Raw genomic sequence first — 23,915 nt, 5'->3', positions numbered from 1 at the left:
GATGTCTATGTCAGAACAGCAAACTACTAAACCTTGGTTTAAACAATTGTGGCCATGGTTGCTCATCAGCGGTCCTGCGGTTTCGATGATTGGTTGCATCATTACTATCTATTTAGCAATTAATATGTATGCCGATAAACCTTTGCGTGATGGCGTTGTGAAGCAGGGTTTGAAAGTAGAGCAGCTTAAAGACGCGCAGGCGCAAAAATGAAGTACCGCCTACTGATCTGGATTTTATGGCCATCCTTTTTGGTGGCTGGTATGGCGGAAGGTCTGCTGTTTACCATGGTAAATACACAAGATTTGCTATTTTTCTGGCCATCATCCTGACATTTCAGATGAGGGAATTTACACCATTGGATTTTTTTCGATTTGGGTTTTTTGCGCGGTCTCAAGTGCGCTTACCGCCTATATATTGCCTGGTATTGAGGTGCCAGATAATAAGGCAATCGATCGCGGCTTTTAAGCTTACTTGATTGGGATTTCCGCGCTGACACAGCCGTGGCGATCCGTATTTGGAATGCCCGCTAGCTCATATAGCCCATTCATATCAATCAGTTTGATATGACGCTGTTTAATCTGAATTAAGCCGGATTCGGCAAAGCGAGACAGCATACGACTCACGGTTTCAATCTGAATGCCAAGATAGCTACCAATGTCATTGCGACTCATGCGTAAATCAAATTCATTATTGAGATAGCCGCGCGCAGCTAAGCGCTGGGAAAGGCTTAATAAAAATGCCGCCAATCGTTCTTCTGCGCGCATGGTGCCAAGAGAGAGTAGATGACGTTGGTCTTGAGTCAACTCACGACTCATGATTTTATGAAACTGATTTTGCAGAACTGGAATTTGACGAGCTAAATCTTCAAAAGCTGCATAACGAATGATGCAGACTTCACTCTCTTCTAGCACAATCGCATCAGATTGATAATGACCCTCACCAATTCCATCCAGACCCAAAATTTCTCCAGGCAGATGAAAGCCGATGACTTGCTGGCGACCATCCTGCAGACTGAATTCTGTTTTGCGTGTGCCAAAGCGAACGCTGTATACGTAGCTGAGGGGGTCGCCATGGCGATAGAGATTTTCATCTTTCTGTAGGTGAAGGCGTTCTTTGACTAGACTATCGATTTTTGATACTTCACTACTGCTTAGGCCGACTGGAAGGCAAAACTGATCCAGTACACATGCTGAGCATTGGCTGGTTGGGGTGTCGGTAGGCTTGTAATTCATATTTACTGAGATCTATACGAGCAGTTTATTCTATTAATATCAAAATCATTGATTTCACCTATACCTGTCGACTTTATGCTAACCACTAGCCTGTTATTCACTGTCTTTTTGGACGCCCTTGTGAGCCGTTGGCATTGCGCCTTGATGTGTGGTGGTATCGCGGCTGCTATTGAGCGTCCAGCTGCCCTAGAGATGCCTCTGAGGCCAAAAAAAAACGCTTTTTTTTACCTGCAGTTGATCATGCATTTGGGGCGTGTGACTACCTATTTCATATTGGGTGGTATTGCCGCCGCTATCGGGGTGGTAGTTTGGCAACAAAATCTCATTCCAATCCAGCGCCCTTTATTTGCGCTTACCTCGTTTATCTTGATTCTGCTGGGCATTCATCTGCTGAGGGTGGGCAAAACAGAAGGTCCGCTTTGGGGTAAATGGCTCAGTGCCAAAATGGCAAGCTATTGGGCTAAGCATCTAGGTCGTTTGGCTAGTGGTCCTTCACGCTGGTTTAGCGGCATGCTTTGGGGTTTGGTGCCCTGCGGTTTGGTTTATAGCGTTCTACCGCTCGCTTTTTTGTCGGGAGATATTTTGACTGGCTCTACGCTGATGTTGGCATTTGGTTTGGGCACTTTACCCAATCTACTATTGATCTCGAAATTTTCCGCAGATCTTACTCAGTTTGGTCGGTATCTTTGGGTGAGATATTTGGAAGCTTCGCTTCTGTTAATTGCTGGTGGTTTTGCTTTATACCGCGCCTGGGCTTTGCCTGAGGCTTTGTTAAAAGGTGGTTTCTGTATTTCTTAAAATGTCGCTGCCGCTATTCCTGAGGCAAGATCGGGGTGGAAAGCATCTTGCGGTAGTGTGCTAATAAAGTCGCTGCGTTCCGCCATCTCTAGGGGTTGATGCGCTAATCCACAAATGATCAGGCGGATGTTGAGAATCTTGCACAAGTGCGCAAGCTCCATAATTGTGTCCATGCCAGAGGTGTCAACGTAGATCACATTCTTCAAGTCGAGCAAAAGAGTTTGCGTGGGTAGATTTGCCTCAATCTTTTCTAGTAGTTTGACTGCCCCGAAAAAGATGGCTCCATGAATACGGTAGGCATCAATACGGCCTTGTTGGTTATGAAGTCCTGGGAAGTCACTTGGCAAAGCAAGCTCGCAACGTGATAGGCTAGAAATACGATAGATCAAGGTAATGAAGGCGAGCAGTAAGCCTACTTCGACCGCGATAGTAAGATCTAACGCAACAGTGAGAATAAAGACGCTTAAGATGGTAATGCGATAAGGCAGTCGAAACTGCTTGAGGTCGACAAACTTTTTCCACTCGCCCATATTCCAAGCAACGTACATCAAGATTGCGGCAAGGCTGGCAAGGGGGATGTTTTTGGCAAGAGGTGCGCCAAATAAAACGATGATCAGTAGGGTTGCCGCATGCACAATTCCGGAAACTGGAGTGGTAGCACCACTTTCTATATTGGTTACTGTTCGGGCAATTGTTCCAGTGGCTGGCATCCCGCCAAAAAATGGAACGGTGCAGTTGGCAACGCCTTGGGTCATGAGCTCTTGGTTAGAGTCGTGGCGATCATGAATTAAGCCATCAGCAATCCGTGCGCAGAGCAAAAATTCAATCGCCCCCAATAGCGCTAATGTTATGGCAGGCGTAACCATATACTGGGCACTATCCCAGCTTACTGGAATCCATTCAAAAGAGGGTATGGCGGAGGGAATGCCTCCAAAGCGGCTGTCAATAGTATCTACTGGAAAGTTAAAATACTTGTAATGATAGTGGCTACAACCATAGCTACTACCGTTCCTGGCAGATGTGACAGCCAACCTAGGGGATTCTGGAATAACTTCCAGAGAACGAGTAAAGCAAGACTTCCACAGGCCAGTCCAAGTGCAATGGGGTTAAAGGTATTGGCCGCCAAATAGAGGGTGTGAATCGATTGAAAAAATTGAGCAGGCATTTTTTCAATTTGGAGTCCAAAGAAATCCTTGATTTGAGAAATGCCAATCAGAAAAGCGATCCCGTTAGTGAATCCGATGATGACGGCGATTGGAATAAAGCGCACTAGCGTCCCGAGACGAAATACGCCCATCAAAAATAAAAATACCCCCCGACATCGCGGTAGCGAGCAATAAGTTCGGCACTCCATAACGCTCGACAATGCCATAAACAATAACAATGAAAGCACCGGCTGGTCCGCCAATTTGAATGCGGCTACCACCCAACATGGAGATGAGTCCGCCAGCAATAATGGCGGTAAAAATCCCTGCTTCTGGCTTAAGACCGCTAGCAATTGCAACAGCCATCGCCAGCGGTATGGCGACCACACCAACCGTTAATCCAGCCAAAACATCCTTAGCGAAAAGGGCGCGGTTGTGCCCGCCAAATGAATTAAATAGCTGAGGACAAAAAACATAGGTCGCATCCCCGAATGAGATATAGATAGCGAAATTCTTGAGCAATTAAGTTACTTTTATTCTTTTATAGGCTAATAATAAGCATTATGATAGAAACAGTAGATAAGTAGTTCAATTTAAAGGAGGCGGTTATGTTTAAACATTTATTGGTGCCAGTAGGTGGTTCGGATGTCATCAGAAAATCCTTGAAAAAAGTCGCTGCGCTTGCTAAAGCTGATGGGGCTGCGGTAACACTTGTTTACGTTTCCGATCCTTTGCCGCCTATGGTTTATTCGGATAGCGCCATGGGATATGGAATCTCGCAAAAAGAGCATACAAAAGTATGTGAGGCTTACGCAAAAGACGTATTTAAGAAGTCTACGACTGCACTTGGTGCTGGCCTGAAAGTGAAAAGCCTTCATATTGCTAATAGAAACTTATCCGAGGGAATTTTGGATGGTGCCAAAAAAGCTCAGGCAGATGTCATTGTGATGGCATCCCATAAGCGTACTGGCATCAAAGGTATCTTATTGGGCAGCGAGACTCATGAGGTCATCGTTCACTCAAAGCTGCCTGTGCTAGTCTTGGGTTAATTATTTGCCACTTAGTAAAAGGGTCCAAGAGGACCCTTTTTTATTGCAGCAAATTGAAATTGAGGTGTTTCAATAGTCTACTTAATTGGATTTGATCGGACTACCCAGCAAAAGGATGTCTCTAGTGAGTTGGCCACTTTCGTTATCGCGCATGGACCATAAATCGAGTTGAGTTTTTGAGCCGTAGGGATCTACGTAAATACCATTCTTTCTTAATTCAAAATGCAGGTGTGGTCCAGTGGATCTTCCTGTCGAGCCCACATAACCAATCTCTAAGCCCCGTCGCACTTCATTCCCTAATTCAAGCTCTACGTTGTAATTACTTAAGTGGGCATAGTAGGTATGGTAATTGCCTGGGTGCTCCAACACGATCAAGTTACCAAACGCACCGCTGTAACCAATATGCGCTACTCTGCCATTGGCAACGCTAAAGATGGGTGTCCCAATCGGTGCAGAGTAGTCAATTCCCATATGGGCGCGATAACGCTGTCTGGGTGCTGATGCTGGTGCTGAAGTAGTTGCAGCCGGCTTGGTGGTTGGTGCAGGGCTTTTGCTCCGCTTGCTAGAGGAGGCTCTGACCATGCCAACGCCCCGAGAGATACGGCGATAGCTTAAGGGGTTCGTCCAAAAGGAACGCTCAAGGGATTCTCCGGAACCGGTGAAGAAGCCCCCTGGAACGTCGTCGCGCTCTAGCCAAAAAGCGTTTGCGTAAACTTCTTTGCTTACCGGATCCATAATTTCCGCCGCCCGAATTTGCGCCCATTTTTCTCGATCACCAAAGTCCACAATTAAGCGCACCACGCGATTCGTATTTTCGATGGAATTATTTTCTTTCGGATAGATTTGCTTAATCAGTGAATTTAATTCCCAAACGAGTTCAACTGGTAACTGATCGCTAACCTTGCGCGGATCGTACAAGACATCTCTCAAGGGAATCCGAATCTCGGCCAATCGTTTAGATTCATCTTTTAGGTAATCTTGTTGAATTAAAAATCCACCAACAGCTGAAGGTGTAAATGTCCACACTTCAGTTTTGCTATCTTGAATGGGGCTATTCATGATGCTAAGTGAATCAAAACGATTGCGACTACCAAAAGCCACTGCGTAGGGAATGCAATCACCTCGCATATGATCAAAAAATGTTTTGGTCTGATTCTTAAAGAACTCAGAAAATTGACGGTTATCGATGCCGACACTGGCTGGAAGATTGTCTTCATTGAAATTGCGTCGTAGGCATCCTTGCGATACACGGTAATCTAAATTCGCGTCACTATCCAGCATGAGCTCATCAGGGGCTTTACGCTGAAACAAGGATGGGTTTAGGCTCATGCTATTGGTCTTTGAGCCTGCTCCAGCCGATTTGTCTTGAAATCCAACCGATTTAGTGCTCTGGACAGTCACCTTCTTGCGCGTCTGGTTGGCACTTTGGGTTTGGTTGTTTTTGGCTTGTGCCGCGTAAGCTAAGACCGGAGTTGAGCTCAGAAAGGCGCAGCCAGATAAAACGATGACTCCCTTGGTAAACAGGGAGCTAAAAGATGCTTTTTTATTCACCCCTCAATTATCTAATAATGTGAGGGCGCTGCCGAATAAATATGCTGTGTTGCAGCAAATTGAATTTACTCCTGGTCTGGCGCTACTTTAAGCACTTCAAAGACTGCCTTCAGTCTTTGTTCGTAATTCCGTAGGGTTGTAGCCGCTTCATCGGTAGACCAGGTTCTAAAGCTTGCTCCTTTAGCAATGCCAGTTTTGCCACTTTTAACTAAACTCGTTACGCAACTAGGTGGATCGGCAATATTGGATAAAGAGGGGTAGATTAATTTTGCAGTCAGAGTCATGCCTGCCCACCCAGAAATTTCGTTCTGGGTCATGGGCCCTACAGCCGCATACCGCAATCCAAAACTGTAGCGAACCGCTGTGTCAATATCCTCCGGTGGAATGTTGCCCGGCGACAATCTCGACTAGTGGCACGATGTGCGCAGGCATAAAGTAGTGGGTGTTAAACATGCGGTGCGCGCTAGGCAAGCCTTTGGCAATATCGCTGATGGGAAATTCTGAGCTATTGCTGCCAATCCGGATATGTGGGGAAACCCGTTGATCTAGTAATGCGAAGATCTCTTGTTTCAATTTCAATTGTTCTGAAACCGTTTCAACGACTAAATCCACCACATTCCGGTCGCGCCAATCTTCGATGCTGCCGCTCTGTAATGTGGAGTTTGTCTTTGCCCCATTCAGAATGCATAGATTCCGCGCATGCCTTAACGGAATTGAGGCAGGTCAACGCCTTGTCCGCGCTGCGGCCCAGGATGATAGTATTTGCGCCGCTGGCTATAAATCCGGCGGCTATACCCACTCCCATTGTGCCTGTTCCGATGACAACTACTTTACTCATGATTAGCCTGTTTAATCTATTTATTGCGTAATGGAGTGTAGTCATTATTCCTTAATCAGGCTTATGCTGGCAATGGAATTTCTAGATACAATCATTTTTTGATTAAGGAGTGTAGATGCCGATTATTGAATCCATCCAAGTTGCTTCTGTGGCGGTGCCTTTGGATAAAGTCACCTCATTTTCTGCTCGCACTGTTTCTGAGCGTCACTACTGCATGGTAAAAGTTCGCGGCAAAGATGGTAACGAAGGCATTGGCTTTTGTTATGTCGGCAGCGCTGGTGGTGATATCGCCAAAATTGCGGTCGAGCAATTACTGGCTCCAAAATTAATTGGCCAGAATAGTCACCGCAGCTAAGGCCTTTGGATGGAAATGCATAACGAATCCATTCTACAAGGTCGAACAGGCGCGGTAATGCGTGGCATCTCTATTTTAGATACCGCCTTATGGGATCTTAATGCGCGTTCAGTGGGTTTGCCGCTTCATCAATATTTGGGCTCAGTGATGGATGATCGTGTACCTGCCTATGCCAGTGGCGGCTACTATTTAGAAGGTAAGACTCCAGCCAAATTAGGCAAAGAAATGGAGTCCTATGTAAAGCAGGGCTTTAAAACAGTCAAGATGAAGGTGGGTCGCCTATCTCCGTCCGAGGAGGAAGCTCGCGTTAAGGCTGCGCGTAAAGCAGTGGGTGATGATGTGCTGCTCACGTTGGACGCCACTAATGCCTGGCGTGATTTACCAATCGCTCTAGAGTACGTGCGACGCTTCGAAGCCTATAACCCTTATTGGATTGAGGAACCTTTTTCGCCGGACGCGATTGATTTGCATGCTGCATTAGCGCGTCAAACTAAAATCAATGTCGCTACTGGTGAAATGGAAGTGGGGCGCTGGCGCTTTAGAGAGTTAATTGATGCTGGTGGCGTCGCGATTCTGCAATCCGATGCCGCGGGTTGTGGCGGCATCGCTGAGTGGAGAAGAATTTCCGCATATGCTGACTTAAAAGGGGTAACGGTTTGCCCGCACTGGATGCATGACCTACATCCGCCTTTGGTAGCTGCCACCCCTAATGCGCGTTTTGTGGAATTCTTCTTAGACGACCAGGTGCTTAACTTCCGTAAATTGATCAATAAGTAACTCACCTTTAAAAATGGTGACTTGATATTGCATCAAACGCCTGGTTTGTGGTTTGAGTTTGATGAGGCTGCTGTGAAGAAATACGCAGGCAAGGCTGCATGGACCAAGATTGCCCAATCTAGGAAGACTGAGCGGTCATCTAACAATAAAGCCCGCAATAGCGGGCTTTATTGTTTTAAGAAAAGCGTCTTTCTAGGAAGATCGCGGGTTTAGCTTAAGGTGCATGATTGTTTGAGTCACCAGTATTACGCCAACTCCAATAAAGCCAACCAAGTCCGCTTCTGTGGATGGATAGGCCAGAGCGACACCGGAGATCACCATAATGACACGCTCAAATATTTTGGTTTTCTCAATGAACCAACCTTGCAGTCCACCAGCTAGATAGATAATGCCAACAACAGCGGTAAAGGATACCCAAGCAAGTTGCATCCAATCAGCTTGCTCCAATGCATTTGTTGAGGCCGTGAACAATAAGCTTACGCCTGACTGATCCAACACAAACATAAAGGGCACCAGAATAGCTGGCGCAACATGCTTGCAAGTTTGCAAAGTCGTCTTATAAGAATTGCCTTTGCAAATAGCTGCTGCCGCAAATGGAGAGAGTGCGGTTGGAGGTGATGCCTCGGATAGAACTGCATAGTAGAAGATAAACATATGGGCAGCAAAGACTGGCACGCCTAAATTAATGAGGGCGGGAGCGGCAATCACTGCGCAAATAATGTATGAGGCTGTAACGGGGACAGCCAGACCAACTACCCAAACTACTAAAGCAGTAAAGATGGTTGTTAATAGAAGAGATCCGCCCGCATATTGAATGACGATTGAGCTAAATTTCAGACCAAGGCCTGTCAAGGTCACTGTGCCAACAATAAGCCCAGCTCCAGCACATGTGGCAGCAATCGCCAATACACCGGTAGAGAATATTCTTCATACCATATTTACGAACATCAATTTCCACCATGACAAATAAGCCAAGATAAAACAGAATGGTTGGAATGGTCGCCATGAGCAACACATCTAAATAGGAAATCTGTAGAAAGTCAGCACTCAAAAATGCTGCTGCGCCCAGTACTGGTGGCGAGATGATGGCGCCTAGACCACCGGCTGCCAATAGTCCGCCTGCAGCATTTTTTTCGTAACCCACTTTATCCAGCATGGGGGCTGCAACTGAGCCAACGGTCACGGTAGTAGCTACACCCGATCCTGATGGCCCACCCAATAGAAATGAAGACGTCACGATCGTTCTGCCCACTCCAGAGGACTTACCGCCCATCGCGGCAAATGAGAAATCAATAAAGAATTTTCCCGCGCCGGTGAATTGCAGGAAGGCGCCAAAAATAGTGAAGAGAATAATCAGCGTTGCAGAGACATCAACCGCAGTGTCATAGATGGCTTCGATGGTCATATACATATCACCTACTAAATGATCCAGACCATAGCCTTTGTGAGTCCAGGGCGCTGGCAAGTAATTACCAAATAATGCGTAGAGCAGGAACAAAACGGTAACCGTTACCAGCACCATGCCATTAGTGCTTCTGACGCTTTCAAGGATTAGCAGGATGAGACCAATACCAATCATCACATCAGTGGAGTTGGGGGCGGTATTTCTGTCCATGAAATCATCGCCACCGCTGAGAATGTAATAAGCAATAGCGATGGATCCAAGTGCGAATAAGACGTCTCAAATCATGAGGCGATTTTTAAAGCGAGCAGCGATTGGAAAGCTTAAGAAAACCAAAAATAGGACCAGGGCAACGTGAATTACGCGCAGTTGCTGTGTTGGAATGATGGAGTAAGCGGCATAAAGATGGAACAAAGACATGCCTACCGCAACGAGTGTGATGAACTTGGCTAGTACCCCCTTGTAATCATTGGAGTCGCCCTCTTCTTGTGTGATGAAGGCGTCTAATTTTTCTTGGGTTTCGTTATCGATAACGTTTTGATTCATGTCTCAAGCTATTTATGTATATTTATGCGCTACTTTAAAGCACAAGGGGTGAGATTAACTCACCACTTTATGTAAAACAGACTTCATTGACCTTGACGTTCTTTTCTTTGCAGTACTGCAGGGCGCCTGGATGAAAATCAACTGGAGTTGATTTTACTTTTTGATTTTCTAGGCTGACATTCATGTATTCCTGGTGGGTACGAACTAAATCCAGCCTATTGTCGAACATCGTTTTGACAATCTTGTACGCTTGTTCATCTGGCATATTGGCATTGACAACCGAGATGTTGGCTACAGCCGCCACTTTATTGTATTTAGCCATGCCGCTATACATTGCCTTAGGTATGACTGTGGAGAAATATAAGTTGCCATATTTCTTATTCATGATGGGCACTTCATCTGAAGTATCAACCTTGACAATTTTCATGCCTGGGCTATTGGCTAAATCGGTGACTGCGGCGGTTGGTAAGCCACCAACCCAGAAAAAGCGTCAATCTTGCGGTCTTTCACAGCGTTCACTGATTCAGCTACGCTTAAACGCTCACGCTTTACATCCTTGTCTTTATCAAGACCCGCAGCTTCTAGCAAGCGAAACGCCATCACTTCTGTCGGGCTACCCGGAGCGCCAGTGCTAATCCGTTTGCCCTTCGGGTCTTTCATGGTTTTGATGGCGGTAGAGTCCACTGTGACCATATGCATGAGATTTGGATATAGAACCACTAAGGTGCGCAGATCTACTTTTTTGCCGGCGAACTTGCCTTCACCCACTTGAGCATCTTTGGCCGCATCAGCCATAGAAAAGCCAACATAAGGCTTACCTGTGCCAATGAGGTTTAAGTTATCCACTGAGCCACCAGTCACTTCCGCTGTGGCGGACATTCCGGGAACCTTGATGGAGAGCACCGAAGCGAGGCCACCACCCATTGGGTAGTAGACGCCACCAGTACCGCCAGTTGCAATGGAAATATTTTGAGCGCTGACGCTCGCGCAAAGAAGGCTTAGTGATAAGGCGATGACTTTAAGTAATTTCATTGTTATCTCCTAATGAATTTATATTGTTAAATTACAGCCCTGGCATGCTGAAATGAATCGCTTGGAGCTCGCTTAGTAATTGCGCTTGTTGCTCGGCGCTTAATTGCATGAGTGGTGGGCGCACGCTGAGCCATTCAGGGTCTTTACTGTAATGCGCGACCGCTGTCTTCATACCGGCCATCATTTGATACTTAGCAAATACGTTGCGCACTTGATCTAGAGCCGCTTGACGCTCATCGGCATTAGATTCTCTCCAGTGGGCCGCCAAATCAGCAATTGCTTTGGGATTGATATTGGCGATTGCGGAAATGCAGCCGATACCACCAGCGCGCAGAGCGCGCATCAAAAATACTGCGCTACCGGCGTAGACGCGGAAACCATGAGGAGCTAATAATTTAATGACGGATTCTGTATATGACCAATCACCTGAGCTGTCTTTCATGCCTACAACGGTCTTTGGATATTCTTTTGCTAAACGCTCAAGCAAAGAGAGGCTTAAATGAATTTTGGTGACAAGGGGAATGTTGTAGATATAACTCTGTAGTGCCGCGCTATCCACTTTTTGGATGACCTCAGAAAAGTAGGCAAACAGCACATCATCTGAAACATCTTTGTAGTAGAAAGGTGGCAACATTAATAACGCCTGCGCATTTGTGATTTACCGCATGACGTGTCATATTGACTGACTGTCGCATCAATGGAGGTGGCGCCAGTACCGGGAATGAGGTGCTCTGGATTTAAGCCACCCTCAATCAATGCGGTGAGAGTGCTCATTTTTTGTGGCGCGGACATCGAGTTGGCTTCTGAGTTGGTGCCACAGATGGCTTGACTAACACCATTGGCTTCAAGCCACTGGCATTGCTTTAATAATTTTGGAGCGTCTGGGCTGCCATCTGCTTTAAATGGGGTAATTACAGGGGAGAGCACCGCAGGTAAAGTGGATGGGTGCAAAGAAATCGTCATACTGGCTCCGTTTTTTTTAGTTATTCACTTCCGATGGAAGTGTTTGTTGTAAGAAGGCTTCTAAATTATCTACAGCTAAGTTGGTCATGGCTATTCGTGTTTCCGATGCAGCACTTCCAATATGTGGAGTTAACAATACATTATCAAGCGTTAAAAATGCATGAATTGGGTTAGGTTCATTTTAAAAAAACATCTAAAGCGGCGCCAGCAATCTTTTTATGTTGCAGCGCATATAAAAGAAAGAGCGCTCTCGTCAACTACGCTCCCGCGGGCAATATTGATTAAGTAAGCATCCGGACCCAGCGCCTCCAGCACTTTCGCATTAATCATCTGGTTTGTTTCTGGTGTGGCTGGACAGGCCAAAAATAAGACATCGCAATCTTCCGCCAATTCCGTCACATTTGGATAGTAGGTATAAGGCAAAGGTTCCGGATTGGGTCCTGAATCAGCAATCCTGACTTTGAAGGGCTCTAGGCGCTTAGCTAGGTCCTGTCCAATGCGACCCAGGCCAACGATACCCACGCGCTTGCCGGCAAGGGTGGTGGTTAATCTAAATGGCGATTTTGACTATGCGCTACTTTTCACGTATTCCTGAGCCTCAGGAATCTGACGCAGTAGCGCAAACATCATCCCTCTCGCAAGCTCGCAGACCGCATCATTTAAGACGCCAGGTGTATTGCTTGCTTTGATGCCTTTTGACTTTAAATAGCCTAAAAGCAGATTGTCATAACCCACTCCACAGGTAGCTACCCATACGAATGCTTGGGATTTGTTGAACTAAGGCCTCTGGAAGCTTGGTATTGGAGCGAATCAGAATTGTTTGAAAGTTTCCAGCGGGCGCTGGAGCGTCTGGATTGGGGTGATAAACGGGAGTGAAGCGTCGATTAATTTCAGTCTGCATAATTTCAGGGAAATGGCCGACCTGTAGCACCGAATTGACGGGGATCATGTCCCACTAACTTTTTTATTGAAATAATGATCCCATTGTAAGAGGATTTTTCAGAAAAAGTCTGCACCCCTTTAGGATGGTATTCATGTTATTTACCCCGGCCGAAACTAAGGTAGTAGTTGTTGGTGCTGGCACGATTGGTGCAGACGTTGCAGCCGTTTGCGCGCGAGGCGGTTGCGCAGTCCAGGTGGTAGAGTCAACCACTGGGCGACGCGCCCTTCTGTCTGATTACTTTTCCAACACGATGACTGAGCTTGGATACGAACATCGCATTCATTTTCTCTCTGTTGCTGGCTCCTTGGAAGAGGTCGATTGGTCGGATATCGACTTGGTAATCGAGTGTGTACCAGAACGTTTGGACATTAAGGGTGAATTGTTTGCCAAGCTGGAAAAATATGCAAAGCCGGAGGCGGTGTTGGCAAGTAATAGCACCAGCTTTCCCATCAGCGAAATCGCAAGCGGTTTAAAGACGGCCGCTCGCATGATTGGCTTGCATTTCTTTATGCCAGCGCATTTAGTGCCTTGTGTTGAGGTGGTTTATGATGAGAAAACTTCGCCGATGGTTGGCGAAAGTCTGTCGCGACTGATGACTGCCTGCGGCATGGTGCCGGCCACTGTGAAAAAAGATCTCCCTGGTTTTCTGGCGAATCGTTTGCAACATACCTTATCGCGTGAAGCCTTTGCGATGGTGGATGCCGGTATCTGCACGCTCGAAGATATTGATAAGGCGGTGCGTTTTGGCTTTGGCTTTCGCTATATAGCGGCAGGTCCTGCGATGCAAAGAGACCATGCGGGCCTGGAGGTGCATGGTGCGGGCGGCGCAACTATTTATCCAACCTTGAATAACTCGCCGACGATTGCGGAATGCTTAAGCGAACGTATTGCTAGCGGTAAGTTTGGTATGAAAACCGGCGAAGGATTTTTTACGTGGACTGCGGAATCTATTAAAGTGGAGCGTGAGCGCTATCAAGACACGTTACGCGCTAGATTGAAGATTATTCAGAAGGACTTGTCGGAAATTAAAGAGTAGCGGCAAGATGTAAATCGAAGAAATTCGTTTTAGGAAATATCGTTAAGGTGTAACTTGCTTAGGGGATGGGCGAGGCGATACGTGATTAAAATGATAGCGATCGTTGCTACCCCACCAAATACGATGGATGGTACTAAACTCATCATGCTAGCCGCAATACCAGATTCAAGCGCGCCCAACGCATTCGAGGAGCCAGTAAAGATTCCATTGATAGCGCTAATTCTGCCGCGCATATGATCTGGAGTGGTGAGCTGCATGATGCTACCGCGAATCACTACTGATACGGAGTCAAAACAGCCGGAGATAAATAGAAAAAAGGCGCATAGCCATAAATTGCTGGAGATCCCAAAAGTAATAACAGCGGCGCCAAATCCCGCAACTGAAATCAGGAGATGTTTTCCTGAATCTGTGAGGATAGGTCGCCGAGCTAAATAGATGCCGGTAATCACTGCCCCTGCGGCTGGGGCGGCGCGCAATATACCGAGGGCTTCGGGTCCTAAGTTGAGCACTTCTTTAACAAAAGCCGGACGAATAGAAACTGCGCCACCAAAGAGAACGGCAAACATATCAAGCGCCATGATTCCCAAGATGAGCTCATGTTTTCTGACGTAATGAAAGCCCTCAAAAAACTTTTCAGAAAGTGACCGCATAAATTACCCGTTTTTTCTTGAGCGGCGGTAATGAAAGTGATTCCATATAAACCGATAGCCCCGCAAAAAGCGGCGAGTAGGTAAGTCCATTCGAGGCCGGCAAAGCCAATCATCAGGCCGCCTAGTCCAGGGCCAGCCACAACACAAATCTGAAAAGCGGATGAGGCATATGTCGTGTAACGAGGTAATTGATCTCTTGGAATAATTTGCCCAAAACGCGCTTGATAAGAAGGTCTGAGTAAGGCGCGACCAACCCCAATCAACGCAACTGCCGTGTAGATCAATGGTACCGGTGGAGCAACCCAGTCCAGCGCTATGACCGTCAAAAATAAAGCTACCGCGATATGAGTGATGCAGGCGATTGCTGCTATCCATTTGCGAGAGTAGTGATCGACTGCATGCCCGGAATAGAAGAGTGCGCGTGCGAAGTAAGGAATGAGTTCTGCGAGGCCCACAAGACCAAGGGAGACAACGCTATTCGTGATTTCGTATAGATGCCACCCTACCGCCACCATCGTAATTTGGTAGCTGAGTGTCGCGCCAATGCGGTACAGCAGTAGAGTTCTAAAGGCTTTGCCAGGATTCATGAATTCCCTCCATTTTACGGGAAAAGCGAGTTATCCTGTAAGGATGAAGAAAATGATTCGCGTATGGGATTTGCCAATCCGTTTATTTCACTGGCTTCTGGTGCTATGCATTATTGGTAGCTGTATTAGCGTCAATCTTGGTGGTAATGCGATTCAATGGCACGCCTATTTTGGCTATAGCGTTTTGACTGTGTTGATCTTCCGAATAGTTTGGGGTTTTGTTGGTTCTACCCATGCACGCTTCCTTTCTTTCTTGCCCACTAAAAAATCTATTCTTCAATATCTACAAGGAAAGTCGCCTCGCACGCTTGGGCATAACCCAATAGGTGCCTTATCTGTGTTTGCCTTGCTCTTTGTTTTGAGTGTGCAAGTGATAACGGGTTTATTTGTAGATGATGAGGTAGCTTTTCAAGGGCCTTTCGCGAAGTATGCGTCTAGCTCTGTAGTTTCGTTTTTATCCGAAATTCATGAGGGCACTCAAGTCGTGATCTACACCTTGATTACGATTCATGTCGCGGCAATTTGGTTTTACAAAAAATTTAAAGGTGAAAATCTCATCAAGCCCATGATCAGTGGCGATAAAGAAATTGACCCAAGCGAGGAGGTTCATTACTTGCCTTCCGACTTGGGTCTCGCCTCCAAGGATGGAGTGCTACAGCGTACTTTTGCTTTGCTGCTTTTAAGTCTAATCGCTGTAGTCGTAGGTTACTTCATGACTAAGTAACTCTTTATTTTTTCTTGAAATCATCATGGCAGCTTTTGCAGGTGGATCCTGCTGTGCCAAATGATTTCTTGATGCTCTCTAGATCGCCAGACTGGGCGACCTTATTTAGGCCCATTACAGCCAATTGCATTTTATCTGCAGCGGCTTTGAACTTTGCGTTATCTGACCATACTTCAGGCTTTGCTTTGCCACCTTCTGTTCCGGGGCCAAACGCTTGCCATGGGAGTGTGGACATCATCGTTACGATCGCGGCATTCTTTGCGACCTCATCTTTGTTGTAGGGCGCTTCACCTTTCACTACCGCGCCAATGCGTCCAAAGTGGGTGGCCATCACCGTAAAAACACTTTCACGATAGTCAACAGCTTTTTCCGCATTTTGAAATTGCGCAAATACAGTTCCGTTGAATGCTAGGAATGCTGCTGCGCCGATAGCAACTTTTTGAAGTTTCATGACGACTCTCCTTTGATAAAGTGGGACTGCTGAGCACATGATATCTCACAATATTGATTTCTGCTGGGCTTAAAAAATCATTCTTAAGGGGCTTGTTAGTAAAAGAATGAGCCATTCAAAGAAGTTCATCAAGGGGTTTATCCATAAGGCGCCTATCACCCCTGTGAATACCAGTCCTAAAACTATAAAAAAGCCCCAGGGCTCTACTTTGCCCAAGGCAATAGATTGGCGTGCGGGAAGCAGGCTTGCCAGAACGCGACCACCGTCTAGAGGAGGCAAGGGAAATAGATTAAATACGAGTAAGCCTAGATTCCAAGTAATGCCCGCTTGTGACATTGAGATTAGAAATTTCTCGTTTACACCGAACCCCACCAATAGGATTAAAAGAGTCAGCCATATAAGAGCTTGGATGAAATTCGATCCCGGGCCTGCCAAAGCAACCCAGATTGAGTCAAGTCTGGGGTTTCTGAGGCGGCCAAAGTTCACGGGTACTGGTTTGGCGTATCCAACTAAAAAAGGGGATCCCGTCAGCATTAAGACCAGTGGAATCAAGATGGTTCCTACGGGGTCTATATGTTTGGCTGGGTTTAGGCTGACCCGTCCCAGCATATAGGCTGTGTTATCCCCAAATTTGCGGGCAGCGTAACCATGGGCTGCTTCGTGGATGGTGATGGCGAAAATTAGGGGAATCGCATTAATTGCGACAGCTTGGATAGAATAGTCAGTAATCATGGCAATATATGATATCCATAGGAGCTTAAAGTGACTGACGAAAAGAAACCCGATTCAAAAACCCCAGTAAAGGCGGCTATTACCAAGCCACCGGCGCGTCCACCCGCTCCAAAAGGGCCATCTGGTCCAGCTGGAAGGCCTCAGGCGGGGTTTGGTGGCGGAAAGGGCATGATGCGCAAGGCAGGTCGCGGTCGATAGTGGATAATTATCCCTATGCATTAATGTGTTTACAGAGGATTTAGCATGAACGAATGGCATAACGAATCAAAAGAAGAAATCAACAAAAAGATCATTACATTGATCGTGATGTTCGGAGCTGCTACAAGCTTGGCTATTTTGTTTGCTTTGGTTGCGGCTCATACGTGTTACGTATTCGGTTAATTAGCATTAAATGACTAGCCATCGCCAACCTGCGGTATTCGCTGGCCATGGCAGTCCGATGTATGCCATAGAGCCAAACCGCTATACAGCGGCATGGTCTGCTCTAGGAAAATCACTTAATCGTCCTGACGCAATATTGGTGATTTCAGCGCATTGGGTAACCCGCGGAGTATGGGTTACCGCAATGAATAAACCCAAAACGATTCACGATTTCGGCGGCTTTCCGCAAGCGCTCTTTGATATTCAATATCCTGCGCCAGGCAGTCCCGCTTTGGCTGATCGCGTCCAAGAATTATTAAATGTCCCGGTGGTGCTCGAAGAGAATGAATGGGGCATTGATCATGGCGCATGGTCTGTCCTGAAATATCTGTATCCATATGCGGATGTGCCGGTAGTGCAGCTGAGTTTAGATGGATCGATATCGGCGCGAGAGCATTACGAGCTTGCTAAACAGCTCCGCCCACTACGTGATGAAAATATTCTCATTTTGTCGAGCGGCAATGTGGTGCATAACTTGCGCACCATTCGTTGGCAGGATGACGCTCAACCTTACCCATGGGCACAAGACTTTAATGAGTTTTTCAGTGCAAAAATAAATGCAAATCATCATGGGCCCTTAATTGATTGGGAGCGCTATGGTGAAGCCGCTCATTTATCGATCCCGACTGCAGAACACTACTGGCCCGCTTTGTATACATTGGCTCTGCAGTATGAGGGCGAGCAAGCAAAGGTATTTACGGATGGGATCGAGATGGGTTCTATCAGTATGCTGTGTTTTTCCATTTAATAAAGAGCGGATTATGTGGCTACCTATCTTTGCAATCTTTTTTGGAGCAGGGTTTGGCGCCTTACTAAGAGCGGGTTTTAATTTTCTCACTGTGGGTGCAGCATCTTCACTACCTTTGAGCACCTTTATTTCGAATATGGTTGGTGGGTACTTGATTGGCATTGCGGTAGCATTTTTTGGCAATAACCCCCCATCTCTCGCCCGAGTGGAAATTGCTGGTAGTGACTGGCTTTTTGGGCGGTCTCACTACTTTCTCTAGTTTTTCTGGGTAGTAGGTTTTATGCAGCGTGGTGAATTTACTTGGGCGCTGGGTACTGCTCTTTTAAACTTAGTTGGCTCTCTCGTTCTCACTTTTTTAGGTATTTTGACTTACCAAGCTATCACATAAAAAAGGGGCCTAGGCCCCTTTGTTCTTGTACCCTTATTTTTTTACTCTGGTTTGATGTTGGCTGTTTTGACAACAGCACTCCATTTAGATACCTCCGCTTTGATGAGAGAGGCAAAGTCGGCTGGACTACCTCCACCAATTTCATTGCCTTGTGACAACATGAGGTCACGCAACTGGGGATCTTTAAGCGCCTCATTTGCAGTCGGATTTCATTTATCAATAATTGCTTTTGGTGTGTCCTTAGGCTCAATCAACCCTTGCCAATTCAGAACCTCAACCTTTGGATAGCCTAACTCTGAAAAGCTTGGAACATTAGGAAGCAGGGGGGGGGAGGGCTTTTTGCTAGTGATAGCAAGTGGACGAATCTTATCGGCTTTAATGCTGGGTACCGCGGAATACATTTGATCAAACATCAGGTCTACGTTACCAGCCATGAGGTCGGTTAAGGCAGCTGAGCCACTCGTATAGGGCACATGAATCATTTAAATGCCAGCATTCATTTCAAATAGTTCCGCTGAAAGTTTATGGCTACCACCAATCCCGCCGGAGGAGAATGTGAGGGTGCCGGGTTTTGCTTTTGCGGCCGGAACAATATCTTGAACTGTTTTATAAGGGGAGTTGGAGTTGACCACTAAAACTAGGGGACCTTTTTCAATCAAGATGATGGGTGTTAAATCAGTTTCAGGGTCGTATCGCAAATTACCAAAAAGTGTTTTGTTCACCGCCATTGGCGCGAAATTGCCCATGCCAATGGTGTAGCCATCTGGCGCAGCTCGAACAATGGCTTCGGTGCCAATGTTGCCGCCAGCGCCTGGTTTGTTATCACCCACAATCGGTTGTTTCAAGAGGACGCTCATTGTCTGTGCGATTTGACGACTTCTTGAGTCAGCGTTACCACCAGCACCATAAGACACGATAAAGTTAACAGGTTTAGCTGGTTAATTGCTTTGCGCAAAAGATGTGCCGCAGAAAACAGTGAGCAAGCTCACTAGAAAAATGGTGGAGTTTTGAATCAATTTCATATCTTTTCCGCTATCTGTTTAAATAAATCCTAAGACACCCAATGCTCCGCCAATTGCAATGAGGTAAAGCGGATGCCAGCGTGTAAATACAGTAATCACAATCGTACCAATGGTCAATAAATAAGCAGCTGTGCCGCTATTAATCTGCAGGGCGATCCCCCACGCTGCGGATAGGACTAAGCCAACTGCTAGAACGCCGGCCGCCGCCTGAATCATTTTCTGTTTTTGAATGTCTCGTATGCCCAAAATTGAGCGCTGCAAGAAATAGATCATGATCGAAGATGGCCACGCAATCGCTATTGTGGCGATTGCCGCACCGACAACGCTACCCACCTTCCACCCAATCAGGGTAACGGTCATGAGATTTGGTCCGGGCGCAGCTTGGGCAATCGCGAAGTAATCCGCGAATGTTTGGCTATGAATCCAATGCTCTTGATTTACGGAGAGGTCATATAGAGCGGGAAGGAGCACATTGATGCCTCCAAACGCCACCAAAGAGAAGGCAGAGAGTTTCAAAAAAGCTAACAAGAGTACCAATCATCTCTTTACCTTCTTCCATGCTAGAAAAAATGCTAATGGTGACGCTAATAAAACCACCAAGCCTAAGCCCAAATGAAAATAGCTTGCCGATAAAACAGTCAGGATGATGACTGAGAGCATAGGAGGGTATTTTAATTCTGAATGCATCATTTTGAAACCAGTGCTGGCGATAAGACCCACTCCGACTGCGGAGATGCCTCGAAGCAGACCTTGAACAATCGGCATATAGCTGAAGTATTCATAGAGAATGCCTAATAGGATGACTATCGCCACAGGACCCAGCAATAAGCCGAGCACCGCAGCGATAGCGCCTGGCACGCCCGCAAAACGACTGCCTACACAAACACCTAAATTAACGATCTTAGGTCCTGGAACTATTTGGCAAATGCCTAGCATGGCACTGAATTCTTCAGGACTGAGCCGCTTCTCTTGCTCAACAATCGTACGGCGCGCCCAAGGAAGTACGCCACCAAATCCAGACACGCCGATCTTGCTAAACCCAATAAATAATTGTTTGGGGGTTAGTGTTATCGCTTGCATGCATGAATAAAAAAAAGAATTACTGTGGTTGAAAGGGATGGGGCGCTGGTTTATTTTCTAGCCATGCTTCCAGGGTTTCGGTGATGCCTTTAGAGAATGTAGCAAAAATAGGCTCAGCAATAAATCCAAGGTGAGGAGTGACTAGAAGATTGGGGATGTTACGCAGTGCATCTTTTTCTGGGAGAGGTTCAACATCAAATACATCCACTGCAGCTTGGCCCGGTCTGCCTGCAGCCAATGCTTTTTGTAGGTCGGTCATATTAATCAATGCCGCGCGAGAGGTGTGTACTAAAATCGAATCAGGCCGCATGAGCGCTAATTGGTCTGCGCTAATCAGGCCATTGGTTCCGGGGCCGGCTACTAAATGCATCGATACCACTTTGTAGGTTTTGAGCAATTCTTCTAGACTCACGGCTTTGGCGTTTTCTGCAGCAGCGCGTTCCGGTGTCATGCGTGGACTCCAGGCGACCACTTCCATGCCAAATGCGGCGCCAACGCGAGCTACTCGGCTGCCAATAGCGCCCAAGCCCATAATGCCCAGGCGTTCACCGGAGAGCATTGGTAGGAGAGATAGCGCATCGCGCCATCCACCAGAAGCAATCAATTTGTTTTCTTCCACCAAGCGTTTGGCTGCACCCAAAATTAATGCCCAAGTGAGCTCCGCTGTAGTTGCTTTGGAGAGGCCGCCAGGTGTGCAAGCCATAGGAATGTTTCTAGAAACCAGGGCTGATGCTTCGAGAGGTCCATTGCGCTCACCGGTAAACATTAAAAATTTAAGCTTCGGTAAGCGCGCAATCATCGCCTCATTAAAAGGGGAGCGATCTCTCACGATGGCGATCGTATCCGCATCTTTGACTACTTCATATGGCGCTTCATCACGCAAAGGCTCGTGATGGATAGTGAGATTTGCTTGTTGATCCAACTTATCCCAGTTAGAAAATCGTCGTAGTGCACGCTCATAGTCGCCAAGAACAACGATATTTGGTAATGAAGCCATAGATGAAAAAAACTTTCAAGTGAAATTAATCAGGAGCGCAAAGACTGAGGATTTGTGTGAGATCGGATGCTTGTCCTAATTTCCAGAGTGCGGAAATCAGTTGACGGGGTTTTCTCTTTACCGATGATGGGTTCAGCCACGCTGGTGCACTTCTGTTCCAGGTTCGCGTCACTCATTGGATTCTCAACAGAGCCGATCGCATTCTTAACGAAGATGTGGACTTCTTTGCCATCTTTTAAGAAGGCTGTAACGTCAACAGAAGCTTCGCTAAATCGGTAGTGGCGTTAACTTTGGCGCGTAATGCCACCACGTCAGGGCGGTTTACGATCTCGTCAGCGTATTCACCTTCGCCAGCTTGGCCAAAAATTAAGCCCACTGCGCAGCCGTGATAAACGCTGAACTTGCCCTCTAAACCATCTTTAGGTGTTTTCTTGCCAGTTAATTCCAGCACCAGCGGATGAACGCGTAGTTCAATGCGCTCCACTTCATCCGCCTTCACTCCCTGGGCGCGTAATTGGGCGCAGGCATCAATTGCTGGGTGAATCACAATGCCGCAAGCAAAAGGCTTGTAGGTGTTTAGGGAAATTTCAAACGACTTGCCTAGGGCGCGATCAATTTCTGACCAATCGTATTTAGTGGAAACAGTTTGTATATAGCCAAGACCAGCTTCGAGTGCTTTAGGGCTTGCTGTGAATCCATGCTTTGCTAATAAGGCGGAAAGTTGACAAGCGCGTGCTGCGCCGCCCGGATGAAACGGTTTGGTCATCGTGCCAAATTGTGCGCGCATACCTACGGGTTGTGAGGCGGCAATACCTAAGGCCCTAGTTGTTTTTTGTAGATCAAGACCCATTAGGCGGGAGCATGCGGCGGCAGATCCTAGCATACCAGTGGAGTCGGTGATGTGCCAGCCACGATGGTAGTGATCTGGATACATTGCATTGCCTACAGGGCAAGCCACATCAATTCCCAGGATGAGGGAGTCGATCATTTGGCGACCATTGGCACCGATCTGCTCCCCAAGGGCTAAGATCGCTGAAGCTACTGGGCCTGCTGGATGAATCACCGTTTTGAGATGGGTGTCATCAAAGTCGAATGTGTGCGAGCTGATGCCATTATAAGAGCGGCGCCACCCATATCCACTTTATCTTTGCGACCCAGAATGGTGGCTTGTGGCGCAGGTTGAAATTCACGAATAGCGGCCAATGAAGATTCCACGCTCTCATGGTTAGCTGCGCCAATATCGCAACCAAGCCAGTGTAAAAATGTGCGGTGAGCTTCATGTTCAACTGCTGGGGTCCAGCCTTGACTTGGGTGAGCATGCACAAACTCAGCCAAAATTTTAGTTGCTGGTGGGGCGTTGAGATCAGCTGCTGCGGCGATAGCGTGAGACATATAAAAAAAGTCCCTGTGAATGGGTGGGAAATATTTTTTAGAAAAAGGCGCGTAAAAATTTAATCAATTTCAATATTGCGATCTTTGGCAACTTTGGCCCAGCGCGCGATATCTTCTTTAATGTAGTTGGCAAACTGAGGTGGTGTCATTGGCATTAAAGTCATCGCTTCATTGGTCATTGTTTCTAAGAAGTCTGGTAATGCGAGAACTTTGTTGAGTTCGGTATTTAGCTTTGCTGTGATGGCAGGCGGTAAATTTGCCGGGCCAACTAAGCCGTACCATCATTGTCCATCAAACCCGCTGTAACCCAACTCTTTGAAGGTGGAAATATTGGGAGCGGCGATGCTGCGCTTTGAGCCAGTAACCGCTAGACTGCGAACGCGATTGGTGATGATGTAGGGGAGCGCTGTAAATAAAGTTGGGAACATGGCTTGAGTTTGGCCAGCCAATAAATCCGTATAAGCAGGGCCTACGCCGCGATAGGGTGCATGCACCATAAATATGCCGGCCGCTAACTTTAGCTGTTCCATGCCAAGGTGGGTCAATGTGCCTGGACCTGCGGAACCATAGCTTAACTTAGCGGGATTCTTTTTTGCGTAATCTACAAACGCTTTGAAATTTTTGATTAGCAAATCAGGATTAATGATGAGGACGTTGGGCGTCGCGCCAATCATGCCGATGGGTGTGAAATCTTTGAGGGCGTCATAAGGCAATTTACGCACAGCGGGATTGGTGCCGTGTGTGCCAACATACGCAATCATGAGGGTATAGCCATCCGCCGGGGCTTTTGCAGTTGCTTGTGAAGCGATTGATCCACCTCCGCCACCTATGTTTTCCACAACCACTGTTTGGCCAATTGGGCGGGAAAGTTTTGCCGCAACAGCACGGGCAATGTTATCTAGACCGCCACCAGCCGCCACTGGCGCAATCAATTTGATTGGCTTTACTGGATAGAGGATGGCCGCACTTTGTGATTGGGAGTTTAGGGTGATTGTCATTCCCAGTAATGCAAAGAGTAGGGATGACAAAAAAATCGGCTTTTGCCGATTAATTGTT

32 protein-coding genes and 7 pseudogenes are annotated in these 23,915 nt (G+C 46.9%); 10 read left to right on the top strand and 29 right to left on the bottom strand.

Annotated features, from left to right (window positions below):
• Positions 1 to 7: 7 nt before the first annotated feature.
• Entirely contained in the window at positions 8 to 211 is a 204-nt protein-coding gene (locus tag DXE35_RS06855; protein ID WP_114690401.1) for a FixH family protein, read from the top strand.
• A 257-nt stretch (positions 212 to 468) separates the two neighbouring features.
• Here the strand turns inward: DXE35_RS06855 and DXE35_RS06845 are convergent, their stop codons facing one another.
• Positions 469 to 1,233, bottom strand: a complete 765-nt coding sequence (locus DXE35_RS06845) for a helix-turn-helix domain-containing protein (RefSeq protein ID WP_114689993.1) — start codon at positions 1,231 to 1,233, stop codon at positions 469 to 471.
• Positions 1,234 to 1,308: 75 nt separating this feature from the next.
• On the opposite strand from DXE35_RS06845, the gene DXE35_RS06840 reads away from it, so the two are divergent.
• On the top strand, positions 1,309 to 2,031 hold the full coding sequence (locus DXE35_RS06840; protein WP_114689992.1) for a sulfite exporter TauE/SafE family protein: 723 nt from the start codon (positions 1,309 to 1,311) through the stop codon (positions 2,029 to 2,031).
• Here DXE35_RS06840 and DXE35_RS11060 read toward each other — a convergent pair.
• The 3 genes and pseudogenes from DXE35_RS11060 to DXE35_RS11050 all read right to left on the bottom strand — a co-directional run.
• Positions 2,028 to 3,062, bottom strand: a complete 1,035-nt coding sequence (locus DXE35_RS11060; protein WP_269459882.1) for a SulP family inorganic anion transporter — start codon at positions 3,060 to 3,062, stop codon at positions 2,028 to 2,030. The genes DXE35_RS06840 and DXE35_RS11060 overlap by 4 nt on opposite strands.
• Positions 2,984 to 3,385, bottom strand: a complete 402-nt coding sequence (locus DXE35_RS11055) for a SulP family inorganic anion transporter (RefSeq protein WP_269459905.1) — start codon at positions 3,383 to 3,385, stop codon at positions 2,984 to 2,986. The genes DXE35_RS11060 and DXE35_RS11055 overlap by 79 nt, the downstream gene beginning before the upstream one ends.
• Positions 3,386 to 3,455: 70 nt before the next feature.
• Positions 3,456 to 3,698, bottom strand: a pseudogene (locus DXE35_RS11050) (SulP family inorganic anion transporter); the annotation flags it as partial.
• An 86-nt stretch (positions 3,699 to 3,784) separates the two neighbouring features.
• Between DXE35_RS11050 and DXE35_RS06830 the strand changes: the two are divergent.
• On the top strand, positions 3,785 to 4,225 hold the full coding sequence (locus tag DXE35_RS06830) for a universal stress protein (protein WP_114689991.1): 441 nt from the start codon (positions 3,785 to 3,787) through the stop codon (positions 4,223 to 4,225).
• Between the two features lie 81 nt (positions 4,226 to 4,306).
• On the opposite strand, the gene DXE35_RS06825 is transcribed toward DXE35_RS06830, so the two are convergent.
• The 4 genes from DXE35_RS06825 to DXE35_RS11435 all read right to left on the bottom strand — a co-directional run bounded on the left by DXE35_RS06825 (position 4,307) and on the right by DXE35_RS11435 (position 6,581).
• Positions 4,307 to 5,776 carry a M23 family metallopeptidase gene (locus DXE35_RS06825; RefSeq protein WP_231970078.1) on the bottom strand — a complete coding sequence of 490 codons (1,470 nt, stop codon included), beginning with the start codon at positions 5,774 to 5,776 and terminating at the stop codon, positions 4,307 to 4,309.
• 65 nt (positions 5,777 to 5,841) lie between these two features.
• On the bottom strand, positions 5,842 to 6,117 hold the full coding sequence (locus tag DXE35_RS06820; protein ID WP_231970163.1) for a hypothetical protein: 276 nt from the start codon (positions 6,115 to 6,117) through the stop codon (positions 5,842 to 5,844).
• 25 nt (positions 6,118 to 6,142) lie between these two features.
• On the bottom strand, positions 6,143 to 6,388 hold the full coding sequence (locus tag DXE35_RS11045; RefSeq protein WP_269459881.1) for a 3-hydroxyacyl-CoA dehydrogenase NAD-binding domain-containing protein: 246 nt from the start codon (positions 6,386 to 6,388) through the stop codon (positions 6,143 to 6,145).
• Entirely contained in the window at positions 6,372 to 6,581 is a 210-nt protein-coding gene (locus DXE35_RS11435; RefSeq protein ID WP_415070306.1) for a hypothetical protein, read from the bottom strand. The genes DXE35_RS11045 and DXE35_RS11435 overlap by 17 nt, the downstream gene beginning before the upstream one ends.
• Before the next feature lie 148 nt (positions 6,582 to 6,729).
• On the opposite strand from DXE35_RS11435, the pseudogene DXE35_RS06805 reads away from it, so the two are divergent.
• Positions 6,730 to 7,860 (top strand): annotated as a pseudogene (locus DXE35_RS06805) (mandelate racemase/muconate lactonizing enzyme family protein); the annotation flags it as partial.
• Between the two features lie 78 nt (positions 7,861 to 7,938).
• Here DXE35_RS06805 and DXE35_RS10685 read toward each other — a convergent pair.
• From DXE35_RS10685 to DXE35_RS09820, 9 genes and pseudogenes are all read right to left on the bottom strand, one after another.
• Positions 7,939 to 8,604 carry a DUF3394 domain-containing protein gene (locus DXE35_RS10685; protein ID WP_231970077.1) on the bottom strand — a complete coding sequence of 222 codons (666 nt, stop codon included), beginning with the start codon at positions 8,602 to 8,604 and terminating at the stop codon, positions 7,939 to 7,941.
• Positions 8,573 to 9,361, bottom strand: a complete 789-nt coding sequence (locus DXE35_RS10680; protein WP_231970076.1) for a TRAP transporter large permease subunit — start codon at positions 9,359 to 9,361, stop codon at positions 8,573 to 8,575. Before DXE35_RS10680 ends, DXE35_RS10685 begins: the two co-directional genes overlap by 32 nt.
• A 66-nt stretch (positions 9,362 to 9,427) precedes the next feature.
• Positions 9,428 to 9,694: a hypothetical protein gene (locus tag DXE35_RS10675; protein ID WP_231970075.1), complete on the bottom strand. Its 267-nt coding sequence runs from the start codon at positions 9,692 to 9,694 to the stop codon at positions 9,428 to 9,430.
• A 67-nt stretch (positions 9,695 to 9,761) separates the two neighbouring features.
• A pseudogene (locus DXE35_RS06795) lies at positions 9,762 to 10,726 on the bottom strand (TAXI family TRAP transporter solute-binding subunit).
• A 31-nt stretch (positions 10,727 to 10,757) separates the two neighbouring features.
• Entirely contained in the window at positions 10,758 to 11,360 is a 603-nt protein-coding gene (locus DXE35_RS10670; protein ID WP_231970074.1) for a dihydrodipicolinate synthase family protein, read from the bottom strand.
• Positions 11,360 to 11,689, bottom strand: coding sequence for a beta/alpha barrel domain-containing protein (locus DXE35_RS10665; RefSeq protein WP_231970073.1), 330 nt, complete (start codon positions 11,687 to 11,689; stop codon positions 11,360 to 11,362). The genes DXE35_RS10670 and DXE35_RS10665 overlap by 1 nt, the downstream gene beginning before the upstream one ends.
• A gap of 216 nt (positions 11,690 to 11,905) precedes the next feature.
• Positions 11,906 to 12,211: an NAD(P)-dependent oxidoreductase gene (locus tag DXE35_RS09830; RefSeq protein WP_197714013.1), complete on the bottom strand. Its 306-nt coding sequence runs from the start codon at positions 12,209 to 12,211 to the stop codon at positions 11,906 to 11,908.
• A gap of 45 nt (positions 12,212 to 12,256) precedes the next feature.
• Positions 12,257 to 12,424: a hypothetical protein gene (locus DXE35_RS11430; protein WP_197714012.1), complete on the bottom strand. Its 168-nt coding sequence runs from the start codon at positions 12,422 to 12,424 to the stop codon at positions 12,257 to 12,259.
• Entirely contained in the window at positions 12,414 to 12,638 is a 225-nt protein-coding gene (locus DXE35_RS09820; protein ID WP_197714011.1) for a hypothetical protein, read from the bottom strand. Before DXE35_RS09820 ends, DXE35_RS11430 begins: the two co-directional genes overlap by 11 nt.
• A gap of 85 nt (positions 12,639 to 12,723) precedes the next feature.
• On the opposite strand from DXE35_RS09820, the gene DXE35_RS06780 reads away from it, so the two are divergent.
• The gene (locus DXE35_RS06780; protein WP_114690399.1) at positions 12,724 to 13,668 is read left to right on the top strand and encodes a 3-hydroxyacyl-CoA dehydrogenase family protein; all 945 of its coding nucleotides are present in this window, start codon (positions 12,724 to 12,726) and stop codon (positions 13,666 to 13,668) included.
• A gap of 29 nt (positions 13,669 to 13,697) precedes the next feature.
• Here DXE35_RS06780 and DXE35_RS11040 read toward each other — a convergent pair whose 3' ends face one another.
• Both DXE35_RS11040 and DXE35_RS11035 read right to left on the bottom strand, forming a co-directional pair.
• Positions 13,698 to 14,246 carry an MFS transporter gene (locus DXE35_RS11040; protein WP_269459880.1) on the bottom strand — a complete coding sequence of 183 codons (549 nt, stop codon included), beginning with the start codon at positions 14,244 to 14,246 and terminating at the stop codon, positions 13,698 to 13,700.
• The gene (locus tag DXE35_RS11035; RefSeq protein WP_269459879.1) at positions 14,165 to 14,905 is read right to left on the bottom strand and encodes an MFS transporter; all 741 of its coding nucleotides are present in this window, start codon (positions 14,903 to 14,905) and stop codon (positions 14,165 to 14,167) included. Before DXE35_RS11035 ends, DXE35_RS11040 begins: the two co-directional genes overlap by 82 nt.
• On the opposite strand from DXE35_RS11035, the gene DXE35_RS06770 reads away from it, so the two are divergent.
• Complete coding sequence (locus DXE35_RS06770) at positions 14,904 to 15,629, top strand: cytochrome b/b6 domain-containing protein (protein WP_231970072.1); 726 nt, start codon at positions 14,904 to 14,906, stop codon at positions 15,627 to 15,629. The genes DXE35_RS11035 and DXE35_RS06770 overlap by 2 nt on opposite strands.
• A gap of 4 nt (positions 15,630 to 15,633) precedes the next feature.
• Here DXE35_RS06770 and DXE35_RS06765 read toward each other — a convergent pair whose 3' ends face one another.
• A complete protein-coding gene (locus DXE35_RS06765) occupies positions 15,634 to 16,080 on the bottom strand; it encodes a c-type cytochrome (RefSeq protein ID WP_114689986.1) in 447 nt (148 codons plus the stop codon).
• Between the two features lie 69 nt (positions 16,081 to 16,149).
• Complete coding sequence (locus tag DXE35_RS06760) at positions 16,150 to 16,812, bottom strand: site-2 protease family protein (RefSeq protein ID WP_114689985.1); 663 nt, start codon at positions 16,810 to 16,812, stop codon at positions 16,150 to 16,152.
• Between the two features lie 30 nt (positions 16,813 to 16,842).
• Here DXE35_RS06760 and DXE35_RS09310 point away from each other — a divergent pair, with 30 nt between their 5' ends.
• The 4 genes and pseudogenes from DXE35_RS09310 to crcB all read left to right on the top strand — a co-directional run bounded on the left by DXE35_RS09310 (position 16,843) and on the right by crcB (position 18,368).
• The gene (locus tag DXE35_RS09310; protein WP_162784991.1) at positions 16,843 to 17,010 is read left to right on the top strand and encodes a hypothetical protein; all 168 of its coding nucleotides are present in this window, start codon (positions 16,843 to 16,845) and stop codon (positions 17,008 to 17,010) included.
• A 45-nt stretch (positions 17,011 to 17,055) separates the two neighbouring features.
• A complete protein-coding gene (locus DXE35_RS09375; protein ID WP_174220942.1) occupies positions 17,056 to 17,193 on the top strand; it encodes a hypothetical protein in 138 nt (45 codons plus the stop codon).
• A gap of 10 nt (positions 17,194 to 17,203) precedes the next feature.
• Positions 17,204 to 17,980 carry a 4,5-DOPA-extradiol-dioxygenase gene (gene ygiD, locus DXE35_RS06755; protein WP_114689984.1) on the top strand — a complete coding sequence of 259 codons (777 nt, stop codon included), beginning with the start codon at positions 17,204 to 17,206 and terminating at the stop codon, positions 17,978 to 17,980.
• Between the two features lie 13 nt (positions 17,981 to 17,993).
• A pseudogene (gene crcB, locus DXE35_RS10660) lies at positions 17,994 to 18,368 on the top strand (fluoride efflux transporter CrcB).
• Between the two features lie 41 nt (positions 18,369 to 18,409).
• Here the strand turns inward: crcB and DXE35_RS11030 are convergent.
• From DXE35_RS11030 to DXE35_RS06720, 8 genes and pseudogenes are all read right to left on the bottom strand, one after another.
• On the bottom strand, positions 18,410 to 18,541 hold the full coding sequence (locus tag DXE35_RS11030) for a hypothetical protein (protein WP_269459878.1): 132 nt from the start codon (positions 18,539 to 18,541) through the stop codon (positions 18,410 to 18,412).
• A gap of 36 nt (positions 18,542 to 18,577) precedes the next feature.
• Positions 18,578 to 19,282: pseudogene (locus DXE35_RS06745) on the bottom strand (Bug family tripartite tricarboxylate transporter substrate binding protein).
• Between the two features lie 126 nt (positions 19,283 to 19,408).
• Positions 19,409 to 19,906 carry a chromate transporter gene (locus DXE35_RS06740; RefSeq protein ID WP_231970071.1) on the bottom strand — a complete coding sequence of 166 codons (498 nt, stop codon included), beginning with the start codon at positions 19,904 to 19,906 and terminating at the stop codon, positions 19,409 to 19,411.
• Between the two features lie 21 nt (positions 19,907 to 19,927).
• Positions 19,928 to 20,470 carry a chromate transporter gene (locus tag DXE35_RS06735; RefSeq protein ID WP_114689982.1) on the bottom strand — a complete coding sequence of 181 codons (543 nt, stop codon included), beginning with the start codon at positions 20,468 to 20,470 and terminating at the stop codon, positions 19,928 to 19,930.
• A gap of 19 nt (positions 20,471 to 20,489) precedes the next feature.
• A complete protein-coding gene (locus DXE35_RS06730; protein WP_114689981.1) occupies positions 20,490 to 21,467 on the bottom strand; it encodes a D-2-hydroxyacid dehydrogenase family protein in 978 nt (325 codons plus the stop codon).
• 235 nt (positions 21,468 to 21,702) lie between these two features.
• Positions 21,703 to 22,014 (bottom strand): hypothetical protein, encoded by a 312-nt coding sequence (locus DXE35_RS11500; RefSeq protein ID WP_462803960.1) that lies wholly within the window; start codon positions 22,012 to 22,014, stop codon positions 21,703 to 21,705.
• Between the two features lie 132 nt (positions 22,015 to 22,146).
• Positions 22,147 to 22,859, bottom strand: a pseudogene (locus DXE35_RS11495) (MmgE/PrpD family protein); the annotation flags it as partial.
• A gap of 59 nt (positions 22,860 to 22,918) precedes the next feature.
• A pseudogene (locus DXE35_RS06720) lies at positions 22,919 to 23,857 on the bottom strand (Bug family tripartite tricarboxylate transporter substrate binding protein).
• Positions 23,858 to 23,915 lie beyond the last annotated feature (58 nt).

The sequence above is a fragment of the Polynucleobacter necessarius genome, from assembly GCF_900095215.1.
In the GTDB taxonomy this organism is placed as follows: domain Bacteria; phylum Pseudomonadota; class Gammaproteobacteria; order Burkholderiales; family Burkholderiaceae; genus Polynucleobacter; species Polynucleobacter necessarius_H.
Note: the sequence above shows the minus strand (reverse complement) of the source record. Positions and strands in the feature narration are given on the sequence as shown.